The 19,420-nt window shown below is 40.3% G+C and carries 19 protein-coding genes; 14 read left to right on the forward strand and 5 right to left on the reverse strand.

The window, feature by feature from the left end:
* Positions 1-89 precede the first annotated feature (89 nt).
* Complete coding sequence (locus BLQ18_RS12085) at positions 90-647, forward strand: DUF4251 domain-containing protein (RefSeq protein WP_090296331.1); 558 nt, start codon at positions 90-92, stop codon at positions 645-647.
* A 92-nt stretch (positions 648-739) separates the two neighbouring features.
* Entirely contained in the window at positions 740-1,927 is a 1,188-nt protein-coding gene (locus tag BLQ18_RS12090; RefSeq protein ID WP_090296337.1) for a PQQ-dependent sugar dehydrogenase, read from the forward strand.
* A gap of 9 nt (positions 1,928-1,936) precedes the next feature.
* Here BLQ18_RS12090 and BLQ18_RS12095 read toward each other — a convergent pair whose 3' ends face one another.
* Positions 1,937-2,155, reverse strand: a complete 219-nt coding sequence (locus BLQ18_RS12095; protein WP_090296341.1) for a hypothetical protein — start codon at positions 2,153-2,155, stop codon at positions 1,937-1,939.
* 609 nt (positions 2,156-2,764) lie between these two features.
* On the opposite strand from BLQ18_RS12095, the gene BLQ18_RS12100 reads away from it, so the two are divergent.
* From BLQ18_RS12100 to BLQ18_RS12130, 7 genes are all read left to right on the forward strand, one after another.
* The gene (locus tag BLQ18_RS12100; protein ID WP_090296344.1) at positions 2,765-3,499 is read left to right on the forward strand and encodes a cysteine hydrolase family protein; all 735 of its coding nucleotides are present in this window, start codon (positions 2,765-2,767) and stop codon (positions 3,497-3,499) included.
* Between the two features lie 209 nt (positions 3,500-3,708).
* Entirely contained in the window at positions 3,709-4,254 is a 546-nt protein-coding gene (locus BLQ18_RS12105; RefSeq protein WP_090296349.1) for a carboxymuconolactone decarboxylase family protein, read from the forward strand.
* 28 nt (positions 4,255-4,282) lie between these two features.
* Entirely contained in the window at positions 4,283-4,750 is a 468-nt protein-coding gene (locus tag BLQ18_RS12110) for a YHS domain-containing (seleno)protein (RefSeq protein ID WP_175443756.1), read from the forward strand.
* Between the two features lie 65 nt (positions 4,751-4,815).
* The gene (locus BLQ18_RS12115; RefSeq protein WP_090296353.1) at positions 4,816-5,232 is read left to right on the forward strand and encodes a nuclear transport factor 2 family protein; all 417 of its coding nucleotides are present in this window, start codon (positions 4,816-4,818) and stop codon (positions 5,230-5,232) included.
* A gap of 253 nt (positions 5,233-5,485) precedes the next feature.
* Positions 5,486-6,370: a helix-turn-helix domain-containing protein gene (locus BLQ18_RS12120; RefSeq protein WP_090296357.1), complete on the forward strand. Its 885-nt coding sequence runs from the start codon at positions 5,486-5,488 to the stop codon at positions 6,368-6,370.
* A gap of 9 nt (positions 6,371-6,379) precedes the next feature.
* Positions 6,380-6,757 carry a DUF302 domain-containing protein gene (locus BLQ18_RS12125; RefSeq protein ID WP_090296362.1) on the forward strand — a complete coding sequence of 126 codons (378 nt, stop codon included), beginning with the start codon at positions 6,380-6,382 and terminating at the stop codon, positions 6,755-6,757.
* A gap of 152 nt (positions 6,758-6,909) precedes the next feature.
* The gene (locus BLQ18_RS12130) at positions 6,910-10,179 is read left to right on the forward strand and encodes a P-loop NTPase fold protein (protein WP_090296367.1); all 3,270 of its coding nucleotides are present in this window, start codon (positions 6,910-6,912) and stop codon (positions 10,177-10,179) included.
* A gap of 12 nt (positions 10,180-10,191) precedes the next feature.
* Here the strand turns inward: BLQ18_RS12130 and BLQ18_RS12135 are convergent, their stop codons facing one another.
* Together BLQ18_RS12135 and BLQ18_RS12140 are read right to left on the reverse strand one after the other, a co-directional pair.
* Positions 10,192-10,812: a JAB domain-containing protein gene (locus BLQ18_RS12135; protein WP_090297579.1), complete on the reverse strand. Its 621-nt coding sequence runs from the start codon at positions 10,810-10,812 to the stop codon at positions 10,192-10,194.
* 136 nt (positions 10,813-10,948) lie between these two features.
* The gene (locus BLQ18_RS12140; protein WP_090296370.1) at positions 10,949-13,144 is read right to left on the reverse strand and encodes a transferrin receptor-like dimerization domain-containing protein; all 2,196 of its coding nucleotides are present in this window, start codon (positions 13,142-13,144) and stop codon (positions 10,949-10,951) included.
* A 151-nt stretch (positions 13,145-13,295) separates the two neighbouring features.
* Here BLQ18_RS12140 and BLQ18_RS12145 point away from each other — a divergent pair, with 151 nt between their 5' ends.
* From BLQ18_RS12145 to BLQ18_RS12165, 5 genes are all read left to right on the forward strand, one after another.
* Positions 13,296-13,901, forward strand: coding sequence for a YdeI/OmpD-associated family protein (locus BLQ18_RS12145; RefSeq protein ID WP_090296377.1), 606 nt, complete (start codon positions 13,296-13,298; stop codon positions 13,899-13,901).
* Positions 13,902-14,079: 178 nt separating this feature from the next.
* Positions 14,080-14,454 carry a group I truncated hemoglobin gene (locus BLQ18_RS12150; RefSeq protein ID WP_090296381.1) on the forward strand — a complete coding sequence of 125 codons (375 nt, stop codon included), beginning with the start codon at positions 14,080-14,082 and terminating at the stop codon, positions 14,452-14,454.
* An 80-nt stretch (positions 14,455-14,534) separates the two neighbouring features.
* Positions 14,535-15,812 carry an aminotransferase class V-fold PLP-dependent enzyme gene (locus tag BLQ18_RS12155; protein WP_090296385.1) on the forward strand — a complete coding sequence of 426 codons (1,278 nt, stop codon included), beginning with the start codon at positions 14,535-14,537 and terminating at the stop codon, positions 15,810-15,812.
* 11 nt (positions 15,813-15,823) lie between these two features.
* Positions 15,824-16,324, forward strand: coding sequence for a hypothetical protein (locus tag BLQ18_RS12160; RefSeq protein WP_139150392.1), 501 nt, complete (start codon positions 15,824-15,826; stop codon positions 16,322-16,324).
* Positions 16,325-16,410: 86 nt separating this feature from the next.
* Positions 16,411-17,184, forward strand: a complete 774-nt coding sequence (locus tag BLQ18_RS12165) for an SOS response-associated peptidase (RefSeq protein WP_090296395.1) — start codon at positions 16,411-16,413, stop codon at positions 17,182-17,184.
* A 17-nt stretch (positions 17,185-17,201) separates the two neighbouring features.
* On the opposite strand, the gene BLQ18_RS12170 is transcribed toward BLQ18_RS12165, so the two are convergent.
* Both BLQ18_RS12170 and BLQ18_RS12175 read right to left on the reverse strand, forming a co-directional pair.
* Positions 17,202-17,945: a hypothetical protein gene (locus tag BLQ18_RS12170; RefSeq protein ID WP_090499879.1), complete on the reverse strand. Its 744-nt coding sequence runs from the start codon at positions 17,943-17,945 to the stop codon at positions 17,202-17,204.
* 6 nt (positions 17,946-17,951) lie between these two features.
* Entirely contained in the window at positions 17,952-19,280 is a 1,329-nt protein-coding gene (locus BLQ18_RS12175) for a DUF3857 domain-containing transglutaminase family protein (protein WP_090296402.1), read from the reverse strand.
* Positions 19,281-19,420 lie beyond the last annotated feature (140 nt).

Consider the following 19,420-nt stretch of genomic DNA (forward strand, 5'->3'; position numbering starts at 1 on the left):
GGTAGTTTAGTTGGTGTGTTAAATATAAGCTATAATCCAAAGGAATACACATGTGATTTTGTAAATTGTAAGTGATTAAACATGAGACTATGAGGGCGTTTTTTAAATTTGGATTGATTGGGTTATTTCTTTTCTTCTCAGCTTGTGCTTCTACCACTAAAACCAGTGCAACCCCTGAAGAGTTGGCTGCTTTTGAAAAAATGGTGGACAACCAACAGTTTGAAATGAATGCTACTTGGGCGCAACCCATGGCTACCCAAAGTCTGAACAGTATTGCAAATGCAGGTTTGTTGCCCCCTGGAAGTACTGCCAACCGAATTGACATCACTGGTACGGGCGGCTATCTTCGGATGTGGGATGGAAAAGTTAAAGCAGACCTTCCCTTTTTTGGGGAAAGACGAATGGGAGGCACTTATTCTTCGGACAAAGTGGGCATCAAGTTTGATGGCGAACCAACAGACTTGACATTTGAACCTGCCAAAAAAGGGAGTGGCTATACCGTAAAATTTAATATTAGCGAAGGAGCGGAATCCTATCAAGTCGTTGCGAATATTTACCCCAATCAGTCTGCAAGACTTATGGTTGCTAGTTCACAGCGTACCAATATTTGGTATCAAGGCAATCTTTCCGAATATACACCCGAATAAATACGGGGGAAGAAGATGTAAAATCCTGCAGAGGTTCCATGAATTTATTATAGTTTTATAGATTCAGAAACCAAAACAACTCATCTAACAAAATGAAAATTAATCCAATTTTTAAGCGGTCTCTTTTTGTGCTCGCTGTTTCGGCCTTTATCGTTTCCTGTAATGGAAAAAAGGAAAGTGCCGATAACGCAACGGCTGAAGAGACCACAGAAGTTGAAACAGATTCCTTAAGTATTCTTTTAAAACGATTGAATCTTCCCGAAGGATTTTCTATTTCGGTCTATGCCAAAGATTTAGATGGAGCGCGTTCCATGGCCATGGGAGCAGATGGAACCCTTTTCGTAGGAACCCGTAACGAAGGGAAGGTTTATGCCGTTAAAGATACCGATGGCGATTATAAAGTGGACGAAACCTATACCATTGCAACCGATTTGGAGCAACCCAATGGTGTTGCATTTAAAGATGGGGCATTGTACGTAGCAGCGGTAAGTCGTTTGTTCAAATACAACAATATTGAAGCGCAATTGGACAATCCACAAGAACCAGAATTGATTTACGACGATTATCCGACCGAGTTCCACCACGGCTGGAAATACATCGCTTTTGGTCCAGATGACAAATTATACGTGCCTGTGGGTGCGCCTTGTAATATTTGTGATAGTGCTACTGTGGATAAACGCTATGCGTCCATTACCCGTATGGATCCCGATGGCAGCAATCGTGAAATTGTGGCCAACGGAGTTCGAAATACGGTTGGATTCACTTGGCATCCTGATACGAAGGAACTTTGGTTCACCGATAATGGTAGGGATATGATGGGTGACGACATTCCACCAGGGGAGTTGAACAAATTGACCGAAGTTGGACAACATTTTGGTTATCCATTCTGTCATGGAGGCATTATTAAAGATCCAGAATTTGGTGACCAACACCCTTGTTCCGATTTTGTGCCACCCGTACAACCTTTGGGTGCACACGTTGCAGCTTTAGGGGTGAAATTTGGACAAGGCCCAATGTTCCCAGAAGCTTATCAAGGGCATGCCTTTTTGGCCGAGCATGGTTCTTGGAACCGTTCCAAAAAAGTGGGCTATAGAATTACGATGGTGAAACTTGAAAATGGAGAGGCAGTAAGCTACGAACCGTTTATTGATGGTTGGTTGGATGAAGAAGCCCAAGAAGCATTTGGTAGACCTGTAGATCTATTGTTCTTGAAAGATGGCTCTCTATTGATTTCCGATGATTTTGGCGATGCCATTTATAGAGTGACCTATAAAGGTTAAGCAACAAGATTATATATTTAAAAGGTACCTGGGCAATGGGATTTCCTCCATTTTCCAGGTACTTTTTTTGTTGCGGTAATCCGTAATTTCCAAAAAGAACTTTGGTCGCCCATCTTCTGTAAGGGGTAATAGGTACTCCATTACATAAAGGGAATCCTTGTTGATAAAAACGAATTCCAGTTTATTTCCACTGGCCGATTTTTCAATTACCCCATCCCTTAGTATCAAACAGGGAAGGCTAAAAATACTCTTGCTTTTGTGCCAACAGAGATAGCGGAGTTTTCCACATTTAAGTTCATCAATCCGAATAATAAATTGATCATCTCTACAAAAAGCCAAAACAGCTTTAATATTTGAATCGTGCCAGTAGATGGTTAAGTAGGTTTAGGTTGGTTTGGGTTTTGTTTTAACGTTGTTTTGGTTTTAATAGTATTTAATAGCGGTTTCGCGTGCCCCAATGTGCGCCGTGGAGCCATCCTGCCAAATACACAATAAAGGCTACAAGGAAAGCACAAACGATCTGTAAGGTATTTATGGTTTCTAAAGTGGTCATTTTCTGATTTTTCACCAAGTTATTCCCTTTTGTCTATGTTTTGTTTTTCCAATTGACCAATGCCCTGTTTGGATATATGAATAGGTGGTCTGGATTGATGGATGCAAAATAAAAGTACGAATATGGCTACATTCCAGACAAGTATGGTTCTTGCCTTTAAAGGATTTCAACAGTAAAAAGAAAATTGTCCATTCAGTGGCGTAGTTCATCCATTTTTTCCCACGTGGTACTGCCGCAACTTTGTTCCATCAAAAATTAAGTTTAATCAATTAAAAAAGAATACCATGAAAAATTTGATGCGAACACTAACACTGTTCATGATTACCGTAACGGGTGTATATGCCCAATTGCCAGAACCAGGTTTTATCATTGACGGATCTACCGCCATTGTGATCACCGATCCGCAAAACGATTTCCTAAGTCCTGATGGAGTGGCTTGGGGTGCCGTTGGACAAAGCGTTCAGGAAAACAACACCATCGAAAACTTGGAGACCATTTTTAAATTGGGCGAACAATACAACATTCCCGTATTTGTTTCCCCGCACTACTACTACGAGCACGATCACGTGTGGAAATTCGAGGGGACCCTTGAAAAATTGATGCACAACATCAATATGTTCGACCGTGGGGACCAATTGAACGTAAAAGGTTTTGAAGGTTCAGGTGCCGATTGGTTGCCTCGCTACAAAAAATACATCAACAAGGATAGGGTAGTAGTGACCAGTCCCCACAAAGTATTTGGTTCTGAGTCCAACGATTTGGCTCTACAATTAAGAAAACAAGGGGTGGACAAAGTGATATTGGCAGGAATGTCTGGTAACCTTTGTGCCGAATCGCACATGAGGGAATTGGTAGAGAACGGTTTTGAAGTTGCCGTTGTCGGTGACGCTACCGCTTCTGCAAAATTGCCTGGATTGGATGGCGACCAAGCTGCCCAGACCAACTATAAAATGATTTCCAGTAAAGTATTCACTACCCAAGAATTGGTGAAAGAATTGAAAATGCAACCGAAAAAATAAACGTCTGTGTTTGTGATGTTGTAGTTAGTTAGGAGGGGTCGAACCATAGGTTCGGCCTTTCTTTTTTGTTGATAATCAGTAATGTATTACGCAATGGGGAAAAATGTCCAAGGAGTTGCGGCATCTGTCCATTTTATCCGAACAGGTATCAACGCACCTTTGTAATGTCAATAGTGACAAACCATTTATGAATTAAAAAACAGAAAGTTATGACACGTTTACAAGCATTAGATCCTAAAGTAGCCACTGGAAGATCAAAAGAATTGTTTGACGGTATCCAGGCTAAATTGGGCATGGTACCCAACATGATGCGGACCATGGGGAACTCTTCAGCCGTTTTGGAGGGATATTTGAACTTGAGCGAAGCCTTGGGCAAAGGATCCTTGGGAAATAGATTGGGCGAATTATTGGCCTTGTCCGTAGCAGAGTCCAACGCCTGTAATTATTGCCTTTCCGCGCACTCCTTTATCGGCGAGAAATTGGTAGGCATCGACACCAACACGCTTCAAGCAGCTAGAGAGGGCATCAACTCCGACCCAAAGGTGGCCGCAGCGCTTCAGTTTGCAAAAACCTTGATCAACAAAAACGGACGCGTTTCTTCCGAAGATGTGGAAGCCGTTAAAGCCGCTGGCTATACCGATGGTGCCGTGGGAGAGATTGTGGCGCACGTAGCCTTGAACATCTTGACGAATTATTTCAACAATACTGCCAACACCGACATTGATTTCCCAGTAGTGGAAGTGGCTACAGTCTAATCAAATAATAATCTTAAAATCAAAAGACATGAAAACAATTAAAAAACTGGTTCTATTTGGAATTGTATTGTTTGCGGCCATCAGCGCGCAAGCGCAAACCCCACCTGTAGACGATAACGGTCTTGCCATTGGTGGGTACGATGTGGTTTCCTATTTTTCGGGAAAAGCAACACACGGAAGCAAAAGTTATGCGGTAAAGCACAACGGCGCTACCTATTATTTTGCCAACAAGGACAACCAAAGTGCCTTTAAAAAATCTCCGAACAGTTATTTACCTCAGTTTGATGGGTACTGTGCTTGGGGTGTGGGTGCCAAGGAAGCTAAATTTCCTATCAACCCAGAAACCTATACCGTGATCGATGGTAAACTGTACCTATTCTTTAACGGACCGTTCAACGGGGAGCCTTTCAATACGTACGAAGATTGGGGACAACGCACTACGGAGCTTAAAAAGGCAGCACATGCCAACTGGCCCAAAGTTAAAAACAGCAAATAGTTTTAATTAAGTAAAAGGGGTGGGGTCGTAAGGTCCTGCCCTTTTTCAATCTAAAAAATACGAACATGGAAACAGAAATAAAATATCCCATTCCACCTTTTACGGCTGAAACCGCTCGCGACAAGGTACAATTGGCAGAAGATGCCTGGAACAGTCAAGACCCAGAAAAAGTAAGTAAAGCTTATACCATCGACACCGAATGGCGCAACCGTTCCCAGTTTGTTAACGGGCGCGAAGAAGTGGTTGCATTTTTGACCGAGAAGTGGCAAAAAGAAAAAAATTACAAACTGAGAAAGGAACTATGGGCCTTTACCGACAATAAGATTGCGGTTCGGTTTGAATACGAATACCAGAATGCCGAGGGAGCGTGGATTCGCGCCTATGGAAACGAGAATTGGGAGTTCAACGAGCAGGGGCTTATGCAAAAGCGTTATGCCAGCATCAACGATCTTCCGATAGATGAATCGGAGAGAAGACTTTGATTTTAGACGTCAGATATCAGATATAAGATTTCAGACATCGGATATAAGACTTCAGACATCAGATTTCGGACATCGGATATCAGATTTAAGAAGTAGAACATCAGATTTCAGAAGTAAGATTTCAGATTTCCAATTATTGAGAACTGAACACTGACCACTGACTTCTGACGACAGACTACTAATAACTGAATACTGATTACTGCCTACTGATAACTGATAACTGAACATTGATAATTGTTTATTGAACATTGATATGGACATCTACAACACCAACACGCTCATCGACGAACAAACGGGAAACCTGGCCTTTAAACTCTCCGAATTTGAGAGCAGCTGTCAGTTTTGCGACACGCACCGTTTAAATTACTATTCCTTGATCTGGATAAAAAAGGGGAGGGGTACCGCCCAAGTGGACTTTTCGGAGTACACGTTTACGCCAAACACCCTAATTGCCGTAACGCCCTATCAACCCTTTGCGTTCACCGAGGAAGAACCGTTGGAGGGCGTGGTGTTGAATTTCCATCCCGATTTTTTCTGCATCCACAAGCACCACGAACAGGTGGCCTGCAATGGGGTGCTGTTCAACAATATTTACAGTCCGCCCATGCTCTGTGTAACCGACGACATGTGCCAAAGTTTTGAACTGGTGCTGGAGCAGATGTATGCCGAAGTGCAAAAATCGGAACTGGCGCAGTACGAGCTGTTGGTCTCTTACCTTAAAATATTCTTGATCACAGCCTCCCGTGCCAAGGCCAAGCAACAGCCCGAAGCCTTGGAGGGCACTCCTGAAGAAAAGGAGCCCTTTATCCTCCAAAAGCTCAAAAACCTGATCGAAACGCATTACAAGACCATGCACTCCGCTGGGGAGTATGCCGATCTGTTGAACATTAGCCCCAAGGCGCTGGCCAAGATGACCAAGAACCATTTTAACAAGACCATGACCAACCTGATCAGCGAACGGATCATTATAGAGGCCAAGCGCGAGCTGTACCTTACCAACAAAACGGTAAAGGAGATTGCCTACGACCTTGGGTATGACGATGAACACTATTTTAGCCGATTTTTTAAGAACAATGCGGACATTTCGCCCAAAACCTATCGCGAAACGGTGGGCTTTGCCCGTGCCGCCATGGCCTAACCCCAACCTATGAAAGCACATGTAATACGCCAAACCCTGCCCGTGCCCTTTGGGCAGTTGTACGGTGCGTTAAAGAAACGGATCGTGGATCACGACTTTTTGCTCCTGCACGAGATAGACACCCAGGCCATTGTGGCCAAACATGGGGTGCGCATAGCGCCGTTGCGGCAATTGCTCTTTTTTCACCCGAAATATATTGCGGAGATCATGGCGAACGATCCTTTGGCCATTAACGATATTCCCCTAAAACTGGTACTGCACCAGCTGGATGATACCACCACCCAACTGAGTTTTAAAAACCCTGTACAAAGCTTACAGGATTATGGGTTGAAGCCCGAAATGGCAGCCGAGTTGTTGAAGCGGGTGCAGGGGATACTTTCTTTTTAAGGAGGGTTGGATTGTTGGATTTTTTGGAATGTTGGAGAAAGCCCTTTAGGGTTTTTTTATTTAGTTGTGGAATGTGTAATCGGTTACTTGTTAAAAATTTATATATTTAGCTCCCCACCTTTTTAAATCCAACCTATAAACCATTAATAAATATGAATGAAAATTATCCAGTATTCCTATCCAAAATAGCAACAGGGGAAGATAAATTTGAAGGAAAGTCACAGGAGAATTTAGCAAAAGTTATATCGAATGTAATTAATGAAGAGAATCTTGAAAAAAAAATTCTTGGATTAGAGGGGGATTGGGGTGCTGGAAAAACAAATCTCATAAAAATAATACAATCAAAACTTGGTAAAGATTACCATACTTTCATTTTTGATGCTTGGGGAAGTCAAGAAGATTTGACAAGAAAATCATTCTTAGAGCAATTAATTAATGAGCTTTTTGAAGCGGAATATTTAACTAATAAAGAAAAATGGAAAGAATTAAAAAATAGACTCTTATCGACTACTTCCACGACACATACTCAAAAATTCCCCCAAATAAAAAGACATGTCCTCATCTTGTCGTTTTCTATATTAGTATTGAGTATTTTATCAGGTACATACGAATACATTGGTCAACATTTTGACTTCATTACTTCTCAATATTACGGTTATTGGAAACCAATATTGTGGATTTATTTACTTCCATTTTTAATTTTTCTTTTAGGTATTCGTTTGACATGGCTTGAATATAAAAGAGAAAGACAGTTAAATTCACGTAAAGACCTCATTGAACAGGATACCGAATGGCAAACAATTGGCAAGTTATTTTATTGGTTTAATGGTGACGATATTAATTCTGAAGAAGTACAAAATATTATAGAAGATGACCCGTCTGTAAAACAGTTTAGAGAGTATTTTAAAAACATTGAAGACGAAATTAAAGATAGGGGAAAATTGATTTTGGTCTTTGATAATCTTGATAGGTTAGAGGAGGACAAGTTAAAATCTCTATGGTCTTCAATACACACATTTTTTGCAGAGGATAATAATTCATTTGATTCCTGGGTAATTATTCCATACGATAGATCCAAATTATCTTCACATCTTGATGATGGTTTTGAAGGATTTATAGGTAAAACATTTTCTTTAAATTTTAGAGTAACTCCACCTGTTGTTAGACAATGGGAAAAATTTTTAGATGAAAAATTAGACAAAGCTTTTGGAAAGAAGCTTTTAACAATGGAGGAAAGAGAATTTATTTTAAAGCTATTTGATATTCTGACTCCAACAACAACCATAAAACCAAGGCAAATTATTAATTATATAAATGACATTGTTTCACTTTATAAAATTTGGGAAAAGGACATAAAAAATCATGAACTGAAGATTCGCTATCTGGCATTATTCGTTTTAACCAAAGATGAAATAGTTAATAATCCACATGATTCAATTTTGAATAGGAATTATTTGGATGGTGCCGAGAGTTTTTTTAGTGATGATGAAGATTTAGACACTAGTATTTCAATGATAACATTTGGGGTTAGGAAAGATTTAGCAGATGAAGTTTTATTAGATAGAAAGCTTAAAAATGCGATAAGACATGGTGATACCCAAATAATAAAATCTTCAATTCACCATAAGGCTTTTCAAAAATATTTTATAAAAGCTTATTATGAAACCTCCTTTATAGAGAAGAGTCATAGTCTTGCAATTATTTTACCAAATATAAAAGAAGTTTTCTCAGATATAATGATGAATACCTTTTGGGAGGATTTTGGTAAGGGAATATTAACTCTTGAAAATGAATTTTGGGCATTTAATGACAATCACAGAGCTATACTTAAAAATACTAATAATAAAATTGGAACACGGATAATATTTAGACTCATTAAAGCTTTATATAATAATTTAAATTCTGAGGAGAGTCAAAATAAATATGTCTCTCAACTAATTGAAATTGAAAAATATATCAAAAAAGAAAGTATTGAAATTGATATTTTTGAAATAACACAAAATACTAGTTTTAGCTCAAAGGCTTATCTCAACTTTTTAAAATCCGTTGAAGACAACTATGATGATTTCAAAATAGATTGTCCAGAGAACGAATTAATTGAATTGTTTATTCCTGAAAATGGAGACATAAATATTGATTTAGTCGAAAAACATATAGACGAATTAATTAAAGTTAGAGAAGTATATAATTTTGAAGAAATTACCCAAGGAATTCAAGAAAAAGTTAAATCCATTCCTTACAATGATAATGTATTGCTCGAAAGGTATTTAAAAATTTTAAACGGACTCCTAGATCCTCCAGTTAAACTAGAACTATCTTTACCATTCTATAGAAATTTAACTACCCAGTTAATTGATTCAAATAGCATCTATATTGATGCATGCTGTATTGCAATTTCAAATTTCTTAATATCATATTCTAATTCTTCTAATTTTCAAAACACGTTAACTAATTTTTCCCAGGATCAAATTCGAAAATTATCAGAAAAAATTGAACAGTATTTTTCCTATAATGATTTATTAAAGTTGAAAGCCACTCGAGTTGAAACTGATCAATATCCTAAGTTGAATGATTTATTATTTGAGCTGACAACTGGACCTCAAACAATGAAAAATGTAGATATAAATTGGGTGATTGAGAATCTTGAAAAGATTAAATCAAAAGTATTTGATGAGGAAGAAAAACTCTCAATTTTTATTGAGAATATAGATGCTTGGCATAAAGAATTTACATTAGAGATTCCACAGTGTTCAAATGAAATATTTGGATTCTTTGGAAGAAGTGATTTGAAATTGATAGAGCTTATTATTGAAAAGACTTTGGAATATTTTAATGGATTGTCAAAAGATAATTTATTAATTTCTTTTAGGGAGGAGAATAAAGATTTCTTGATATTAAAATCATTAATCAATAATTATCAACCGAAAAGCTTTTCTGCTGCATTCTACAGTGCATATGATGATTTTATTAAAGGAATAGCGTTAGGTGATGAGAATATTCCAAATATAGGAATATGGGATAGGTTAATAAACCTAATGGATGAGAAAAAATTAAGAAGCACGTTTACTGTTGTGAGAGATATACTTTTTAATCAAAGAGGAGAACTGACAGAGGCGGATTTGTATTTTTTAGAAAAAGGACTAATTAAATATGGGAATTTAAATAAAAAACCTGAAAGTGCTACTTTAAAGATTTTAATTCCCTTAATTGAATCTGATAGTAATTTTGAAAATATTTTTCTTGAGAGACTTGATGAATGTGTATCAATAATAAACATGTCTAAAGAGCATAAAGATTCGGCAATAAGTGAACTTCAATTGAAATATGATTCCAAAAAATTTAATGATAATGCCCAATTAAAAAAATTAGTTAAAATATTTCAACTTCGAGAAAACGTTGACATTAGTGATGAAGAAGAATAAGTTGGAAACATTTTAAATCCCCCCAATCACCTTTAAACTCAAGCCCGTATACTTTTTAATGGTTTCATCGTCGAGACCATCAGACTTCATCTTCTTCGCAATACTAATCGCCTTTTCCTTTTCGGCCCGTTTTTTCTCGGTATCAATTTTAAATTGTTCCAGTTCCTGCTTTTCGGGGCCCATAATTTCAAAAAGACCACTTTTTTGCAGTTCGTCCATTACGCCTTGGTCGGCAAAACTGGTGTAGTTGGTCTCGGTGATCACCAAATGGTCGAGTACTTCCACTTTTATGAGTTTCCCCACTTTTAGCATATGGTCGGTAAAGGTAATATCGGCATCGGTAACTTCGTGCGAGCCGCTGGGGTGGTTGTGCACCAAGATCAGTTTACTGGCCAGTTTGTAGATCGCCATCCGAAACACATCGGGCGGGTCGGCATTTACGCGGTTGCTGGCACCCAATCCAATGAGCTCCACAAACAAAATTTTGTTGTTGTGGTTGAGCCCCACCACCCAAAAATGCTCTTGGTTGCGGCGTATCTTGTTTTCGCGCAGCAATACCTGTTGCATGATCGCATATATGTCCGCAGAGTTGAGCACTTTTATCTTTTGTTCTTTGGTAAGCCGTACGTTCATGGTAGGTGTTTGTAAGTTTTGGGTTGGGGAAAGGTAGTCCATGCCCGTGAAAAAAACAAAAATGCGATTTGTGCATAAAAAAACCGCCCCAAACGTTGTTCGCAGGGGCGGTCTTGGCTTTTCAGGAGAAATCTATCTACTGCACAATGCTGTTCAGTTTTTGTACCTGCGCATTAAAAGCTTTTAGGGTGGTGGCCAATACCCCAATTTGTTCCTGTGCTTCTTTCCATTCCTTCTGTTCAATGGCCTCGCGCACGCCTGGAAGTGTTTTTACCCCATACCCTGTGTAAAATCCAGGAGCATAGATCTGGTGCTTGAACCAATCTCTACGGGGAAGTCCTTTATCCTGCAACAAAATTTGCTCCATGCCCATCAACTCTTGGTTCAGTTGTGCCTTTTTGGCTGGGGACAGCGCCAATGCATCTGCCTTGGAAAAGGTTTCTATGCTTTTCTTTAGTTCCGCTACCACATTTTGGATAGGCGAGAAGTCCAAATAAGGTACTTCGCCCTCCATTTTTGCAGGAGCTATCGGTTTCTTAGGATCCATCACCAATCCGTAGGTATCCGCTTTTACCAATTTGTTGTGTTTTTCCACATCGGCACGCATGGTTTCCAAGGTTTTTATTACCTCGCCCAAATAGGTTTCGATGGTGCTGTGCCATTGGGTCAACTCAAACGGTAAAACTTCGGCATTTGCCAAACGCAAAGAGATACGTCCAGCGGTATTTGCCAAAGCAACACCATAAGCGAACCCAGGATCTTTAAAACGGGTGTAGTGGGAGTAGGTATCGTAAATGGTGTGATATTCACCGCCACTACCCTCACCACCGTAGCCCAAGTTCAAAGAGGCGATACCTGTGTGTTGGATAAACGGGGTATAATCCGAACCTGAACCCAATGCAGACAACTTAAACGAATTGTCCCCACCGCGCATTACGTTGGCCGCTTTGCGACGCTCCGCAACGGAAACTCCTTTTTGTGGGTCGGTCACCACGTTGGCTACTTGGCTCACCATGGCCTGTAGGGAGTGCGAACCTCCAGCACCCAAATACCCACGGCTGTTTCCATCGGTGTTGATGTAGGCCACGGCCTTTTCTTTCAATTCTGGGATATGATCTTCAACCCATTCGGTGGAACCGATCAATCCTGGCTCTTCGGCATCCCAAGCACAGTACACCAAGGTACGTTTGGGTTTGTTGCCAGCTTTGGCCAATTTACCCACTACGCGGGCTTCTTCCATTAAAGCCACCATACCACTTACAGGGTCACTTGCACCGTGCACCCAAGCATCGTGGTGGTTTCCACGGATAACCCACTCATCTGGAAACTCGTCACCCTCTAAAGTAGCGATCAAGTTGTGGGCAGGTTTCAATTGCCAGTCAAACTCCAATTTTAAGTGCACTTTGGCAGGTCCAGGGCCAATATGATAGGTAATTGGCAAACCACCTCTCCAGTTAGATGGCGCAACAGGGCCCTCCAAAGCAGCCAACAACGGCTGTGCATCTTCGTAGGAAATGGGCAATACTGGAATTTTTGTGATGGTCGGTGCATCTTTTCTGTCCAAACGCTTTGCGTCCTTGGTAGCGGCATAACCAGGGGTCAATACATCACCAGGGTACAATGGCATGTCCATTACAGAACCACGCTGAACCCCTGTTTTATTTTTAAATGGCCCTTTTGGATACACATCACCTTGGTAATATCCATCATCTTTAGGGTCGGAGTAAATAATACAACCGATAGCGCCCATTTCAGCGGCCAGTTTTGGTTTGATACCCCTCCAAGAACCTTGGTATTTGGCGATAACGATCTTTCCTTTTACATCGATGCCCAATTTGGCAAGTTCTTCGTAGTCACTTGGAATTCCGTAGTTCACGAACACCAAATCGGCCTCTACATCTCCGTCGGTGGAGAAAGCGTTGTAGCTGGGCAACAATTTGTCGCCTTGAGCGGTGTAAGGGTCACCCTCTACTGGAATGGCCTCCAAGGAAGCGGTGTATTTGGTTGGGCCAGTTAATTCCAGTACCCTTACTTTTGGATAGGGGAAAAGTACCTGATAGGTGTCAATTCGGGTTTTGTAGCCCCACGATTTGAACTGTTTTTCCATCCATTTTACGTTCTTTTCACCATATTCGGTACCTACCCAGTGTGGTTCTGCCACCATGAGTTTCATCCATTCGTCCAAATTTTTAGTGGAAAGTTGTTTTTCGTACTCAGCTTCGAGTTGGGTCTGTTCTTCCGAAGCTTTTTCACTGAACCCAATTATTTTGTCCTGGGCCGAGACACCTACAATTCCTAAAAGGAGCAGTAGGGGTAATAATTTATTTTTCATTGTATTGAATTAGCTCCCTAAATTTAAGGGTTTGCTTGAAGTAAATGAAGTAAAAAGAGGTGAACCTATATCGAATGTTCAAAGAATTTGCATTTTCTTTGAAAAAGCACCTTTAAATTGACAAAACAAAATATGAATCCGAAGATAGACCATGTATTTGTCCGATGGCTGTGGACGTTGCTCCCTGTACAGCACTCCTGAATGCAAGGTGCATACTTGGCAAGAGGAACTCAAATACCTCAGACGACTTGTTTTGGACTGTGGTCTGGATGAGGAATTGAAGTGGAGCGTACCTTGTTACACCTATAATGGACATACCTTGGTTATGGTGGTCGCTTTTAAGGAAAGTGCCACGCTTAGCTTTTTTAAAGGAGCCCTTTTAAGGGATGAGCATGGCATTTTGATGAAGCCAGGGAAAAATTCCCAAGCGAGCAGGGTTGTGCGGTTTACTAGTGTGGATGAAATCGCAAAGCTGGAAGACGTGCTGAAAGCCTACATTTTTGAAGCCATTGAAGTTGATAAAGCTGGACTCAAGATCAAAAAGAAAGCCACTTCGGAATATGAAATGCCCGAAGAACTCCAACAAAAATTGGATGAAGATTCAGATTTTAAAATGGCATTTGAAGCCTTGACCCCAGGGCGTCAAAGAGGGTATATGCTCTTTATTTCTCAGGCCAAACAATCCCAAACCCGTAGCAATCGTATAGAAAAGTGCATTCCCAATATCTACAAAGGGAAAGGCTATAACGAGAGGTAGATTTACCTTTAAAACCTTTGGTTTCAACTATTTAATTTATTTTCAGTAACTTTCTGAAATATAGACAGATAAGTTATTCTATTTATTGTGATTCTCGCCCCGCACTTTTATTGATTATCGTTCACTTCCTACTTTTCGAGCGATAGATTCGGTACGTAACAACCTAAACAAACATAAAATGGAACGCACACTTTTTGAACGTCTGGGCGGATCCGATGGTATTTCTACCATTGTGAACACCGCAGTAAACAATCACATGGAAAATCCTGCCGTAAACGCACGATTTTTGCCTTTAAAGGAACATCCCGAAAAACTCAGAATTGTAAAAGAACATTCCGTGGAATTTTTTAGCGCGGGGAGTGGGGGCAATGTTGCATACACTGGAATGGATATGGAAACCGCACATAAAGGCATGAACATTAGTCCTGGCGAATACTACCATGTGTTGGACGATATTATGCGTGCTTTGGACCAACTCAGCATTGATGAAACTACACAAAAGGATGTTTTGGCCGTATTATGGTCCCTAAAGGGAATGATCGTAGCCAAATAAATTCGATTGGTTTTTGGGGTTGATGTGCTTTTTTAAAGGATTATTTTAACTTTAACGGCAAACCAACCTTAAAACCCAATATGTCTCAACGTAGAAAATTCTTAAAACAAGGCGCAGCGGCGATGATGTCCTTGCCCTTGCTATCCTTTGACCCTAAAAAAGACTGGTCCATTGCCCCATTGCAAACCAATGCCCCCAAAGATGAGGCGTATTGGAAAATGGTGCGCAAACAGTTTCCTTTAAAGGAGGGGCAAACCTATTTTAATAACGGAACCATGGGCCCAACACCTGGTTATGTGCTCGACAAAATGTTCGACCACATGATGCACTGGAATGTGGAGGCCGCTACGGTGGACTATAAAAATGGTTCTGGTCCTGTTTTATTGACGGGCTATTTTCCCTACGAGGAACTTCGAACCAAATTGGGCAAGATCATCAACTGCGATTTTAAGGAAATCTCCCTGACCCAAAATGCCACTTTTGGTATGAACTACGTGGGTATGGGCCTCAACCTGAAAAAAGGGGATGAACTGCTCAATACCAATCAAGAACACGGCGGTGGATTTGGTGCTTGGCAATTGTTGGCTAAGCGTAAAGGCTGCGTGTACAAACAAGCCACCATGCCCGAACCTGCAAACGACCCTCAAGAAATTGTGGATGCTATTTTTAAGGAAGTCACCCCAAAGACCAAAGTGATTGCGGTTCCGCATATTATTTCAGGGTTTGGAACGGTAATGCCAGTGAAAGAAATCTGTGCTGAAGCTAAAAAACGTGGCATTTTTACGGTTTTGGACGGCGCGCAATGTGTAGGTCAAGTTCCTGTGGACGTTAAGGATATTGGCTGCGATGCCTATTACTCCAGTTTGCATAAATGGTTGTTGGCTCCATCAGGAAGTGGATTGCTGTACATCAACAAAGATGTGGTGGGCGATATCTGGACGACCATTGCAAGTTACAATTGGGACAACCAAGACGATCATGGTTTCCGTTTGATGCAAAACGGAACAGGAAATGCAGGACTCATGGCAGGTTATGATGCTGCGGTGGACTTCTTCAATACGATTGGCCATGATGTGTGGTTAAACCGAGTTAAAGAACTTGGAAAGTATTTGCGTGATGGTTTAAAAGAGATGAACCATGTTACGTTTTACTCTTCCACCAATGAAGCTATGGCGGCTGGAATCACCACCTATGGCGTGGAGGGCATGTCAGGACCTGAACTTCAAAAATACATGTGGGAAAAAGAGCGTTTGCAACCCCGTTCGGTGGGTAGTGAAATGTTGCGTCATTCCGTTCATATTTATAATTCTAAAGAAGAAATAGATAGGGCTTTACAACTCATTGAGGGTCTTGCATAAAAAAATTACATATGAAATCACTAGTCTTTTGCTCCGTATTGTTGATCTGTGGCGTTTTAAGTGCACAAAACAAGGATGTTTTCCAGAGTGTAAATGAACTAGTGAAAGAAACCCAGCGTGTAATTTCCATTGAAAAAGGTCAAGTGATAGACACGGCCTATTTTCGAACCTTGTTTTTGCCGACTGCACATTTTAGTATGGTCGGCCAAGAAGACGGCGAATTTATGCAAGAGACCATGGGCCTTGATGAATTTTTGGCAACCCTTACCGATGAATATTATTCCAATGGTTACCACGAAGCGGGTATGGGTGCCATTGTGGAAGAATACAATGGTATGGCACAAGTGATTCAAAGTTTTGAGGGGATGGACTCCGAAAATGAAACAGGTAAAGGCGTAAACAGCTTTCAATTTGTCTATTCCGAGGGACGTTGGTGGATCGCCAACATGGTTTGGGCCATGAGCTATGATAATGGCAAGGATATTCCACGCAAGTATTTAAAAAAGAATTAGACCACACCGCAAAAGAGATTTCATTTTTTGTACCTTTTCGATAAGTAATAACACAATTATTTCTTTTACGAAGATCAACCTCAATTATGTGCTATTCCACACGCCAGACCAAAAAAACGTCTGAGCTGAAAAAAATCTTTGATGCGGTCCCTCTGGAGGAAAACCAAGAGGAACTGGACTTGATTTATTTTCATGCCAATGGTTGGTCGCACCCTATTATGTGGATGATTCCACAAGAAGACCCCAATAAATTGGTGGCGGCGCAATGGGGCATTATGCCAGCTAGTGAAAAACAGCAAGATTTTCAGGAATACTTTAAAAAATACCCCAAAGCTTTCGGTGGATTAAATGCGCAATCGGAAAAACTGTTTGGGTATTATGCGCAGCGGTACCAACCCATGCATAAAAGATGTGTGGTTCCCATTGATGGTTTTTTTGAACCCCATAACACCCATGTAAAGGTCAAGGGTAGGGATTTTAAGGTGCCCTTTTATTTTCATCGGAAAGACAACGACCCCATTTGTTTGGCAGGAATCTATTCCACCAATGCCGATGGGCGAAATACCTTTACGGTCCTAACGCGACAGGCCATGCCCGAAGAGGATAGTCTATTTTACAAAATTCATAATAAAGAGCCCAAAACGGAACGCCGTCGACCTGTCATCCTAAAGGATGAGGATGTGGATTCCTGGTTGTATCAAGGCAATACTTCAGCAGATGTGCTCCAAATTATCCACGATGATCTTTGGGAGGGAGAGTTGGAGGGCTATCCCATTTCCCGTGACCTTTACTCAAGATCCGTGGACAGTAATTTTCCTGAGATTATTGAGCGAGTGGAATATAAACAGGTGTCACTGTAGTTTTATCCCTCTGGAAATTAAGATGATGGTTTGGCTTTTTTTCTTTTTTGGTATCGCAATACAAGAATTATTATCACGGCAATCACAGCAATTGGAATGCCGATAATAATTCCGACACCCAAAACTGTTCCTATGGTATATCCTATGTTATAAGTTGATGTGCTAATGCCTGATCCATTACTGGTGTAAATTAGATATCCTAAGTTTTGATCCAATTTGACCATATCATTATAATAGATGTCAAACCCTGAAACAGGCACATGGTCATCTTGATGTTTGTAGTAATAATCCAGATCTATAATCTTATCTGCAGCATTATATTTCGAATTAAAATCATAATAAAAATAATCCGAATTAATGGTCACATTTTCAGGCTGGACCCTTATGGCTTCGGCCAATTTTACTTTGATGTGTTCTTTGCGAACAAAAGGAAAACTTATGGCATAGGGTGTTAGTCGCTTCAATTGGGTGGGCATGCTCAAATTGGAGATTAGACCTGTTGGAAAAATGGATAAATTCATAGTGTTGCTCTTTTCCACAGATGGACTCCAAATGGAATCTAAATGATAACGTTCTAACATCAAGAATTCATTTTTGAGGGTATCATCTTCAATGGTTGGTGGAGCCAAGGAAGAAACTTTACCATATTTCTCCACGTAAAAGGACATCAGCTCCTGCTGAATAAGATCTTTACTGTTATTTCGAAAAACGGAACGCATAAAATCAGCTTCACCATCATTGTAATGTGTACGGACTTCCAAGTCAGCTCACATACCACCTTTTTCCAGAGTGAAGGTGCTAAATGTTTCAATCATATTACTGCGAAAATCCGCAATCGTATCCAAATCAGACATACTTTGGTCCAAGACCAATCCATATCTATAGTCAGGTGTATACGTATTGGCGTATGTACCTCCTTGGTCTGTAAGGGTGGGGTCGTACCACAAAGTTGACCCGTCTTTATCCACGACTTTTACAATGCAATGATCAAACAATTTGGAAGATGGTGTGAGTTTGGGCAACTCTTGTTTGAGGGTGGTATTTACCAAAGTGGGGTAGGCTTCAATGCCCATTTGGTTCAGCATGGTAGCAAACAGAACACTCTTGTCCTTACAATCTCCAAAGCGCTGTTCCATTACTTTGTTTGGAGGGTTCGGTTTATATCCCCCTATGCCTGAAGCAATGGCGAGATACCTCACTTCATTTTGCACAAAAGACAAGGCGGATTTAATACGATTGCCCTCTGTTTTGTTATTGGTTTCAATTTTAGAAATGGTTCGTTGGAGCTCTTGGCTTAAAGGTTCATTAAAGGTGAAAATGTTCTTCCCCCAATCGATTACTTGTTCCCATGAATCATATTCGGTAACCAAAACGGTTTCATTTTGAATATACCAAGCTGGTGTTTGCTCTTCCATTAAAATTGCGGGAACCTCTTCTTGAGCCCATTTATAATGGTTTATACCGTTACTTACCTTTACATCGGCGACCAAATCAGAATTAAGCATTTTATAATGCAATGCTCTTTTGGTAAAAATATGTGCGGAAATTCGATCTATGGGTTGGGTTGAATTCAAAACAAAACTTGTAGAGAATTTATTCTTTTGAATGGGATTAAAACCCTTAACGCTATAACTGTAGACCACAATATCGCCAATTCTTACATCAGGAATATTTACAAAAGCAGAAATGGAACCATCATATATATAGCTTTCGGCGTTTGTTTCACGTCTAGCAGTTTGGATGTCCTGTTGATTTAACCTATTAATAGTTTCTCCATTTCTGATTACATCGATGCGATGGAACCTTAGCTCTTGGTAGCTAGGGTCGTAATCGGCAACGACACTGGAAATATTTTGGATACCACTATATTCAACCGCTTTTGCTACATTTTTAATGTAGGCTTCTTCACGATCCACATGAACCTGTTCTGTATATAAAAGCACATGTGCTCCGCCATACAGCCCATCTTCAGGGGCTATTGCATAGGGATTATGTTCTTCGTTGACAATCCAAGAGGGCTCTTTGGTAATGGAAACTTGACTGTAGGAGATATAAAATGATACGAATAGTAGGAGTAGGGTAATGGGTTTGTGCATTTGGTTAGTTGGTAATGATTATGTGGTTCTAAAATAGCAAACAAATACAATTGTTCAGAAATTTCTTAGTTGAAAAGACCGAAAAAGGGATATTCAACTTTTAAAAGAATTAAAGGCATTAACTATTTTTTGGCAAAATG

This window comes from Flagellimonas zhangzhouensis (assembly GCF_900102925.1).
GTDB lineage: Bacteria > Bacteroidota > Bacteroidia > Flavobacteriales > Flavobacteriaceae > Flagellimonas > Flagellimonas zhangzhouensis.